The sequence below is a fragment of the Oceanicola sp. S124 genome (assembly GCF_000220565.1).
Taxonomy (GTDB): domain Bacteria; phylum Pseudomonadota; class Alphaproteobacteria; order Rhodobacterales; family Rhodobacteraceae; genus Pseudooceanicola.
Map to the genome: position 1 here is coordinate 1 of NZ_AFPM01000271.1, position 548 is coordinate 548.

General features: G+C 70.1%; 1 protein-coding gene. It reads left to right on the plus strand.

Features of this window, described 5'->3' with window-relative positions:
* Nucleotides 1-428 (plus strand): transcriptional repressor LexA (gene lexA / locus OS124_RS0118210; RefSeq protein ID WP_010141310.1); only part of this gene is annotated, 428 nt, incomplete at its 5' end.
* Nucleotides 429-548 lie beyond the last annotated feature (120 nt).

The following is a 548-nucleotide window of genomic DNA, read 5'->3' on the forward strand; positions in this document are numbered from 1 at the left end:
CATCCGACCGCCCCGCCGGTGGCCAGCCTCTGGAGGCTCTGCATGCGCAGGAGCTGCAGGTGATGGGCAAGATCGCCGCCGGTGTCCCGATCGAGGCGATCTCCGAGGTGTCCTCGCGCATTGCCGTGCCGGGCGCCATGCTGTCGCGCGGGGGCGATCACTATGCGCTCGAGGTCAGCGGCGACTCGATGATCGAGGCCGGGATCAACGATGGCGACGTGGTGATCATCCGCGAGACCGCCACCGCCGATGACGGCGATATCGTCGTGGCACTGGTGGAAGAGCAGGAGGCGACGCTGAAGAAGATCTTCCGCAAGGCCGGCTCGGTCGACCTGGTTGCCGCCAACCCCGCCTATCCGACCCGCACGCTGGCGGCCGACAAGGTCCGGGTGCAGGGCCGGCTGGTCGGGCTGATCCGCACCTACTGAGACCACCTGCCGGGCGCCCTGTCGTGTCCGGGGAGGCCGAGGGCTTTCGCCCGTGCACGGTGCCCGGGAGAGCCCGGGCCATGTGACCCGTCGGGCGTCTCTCCCGGATCGAAGCGGCGG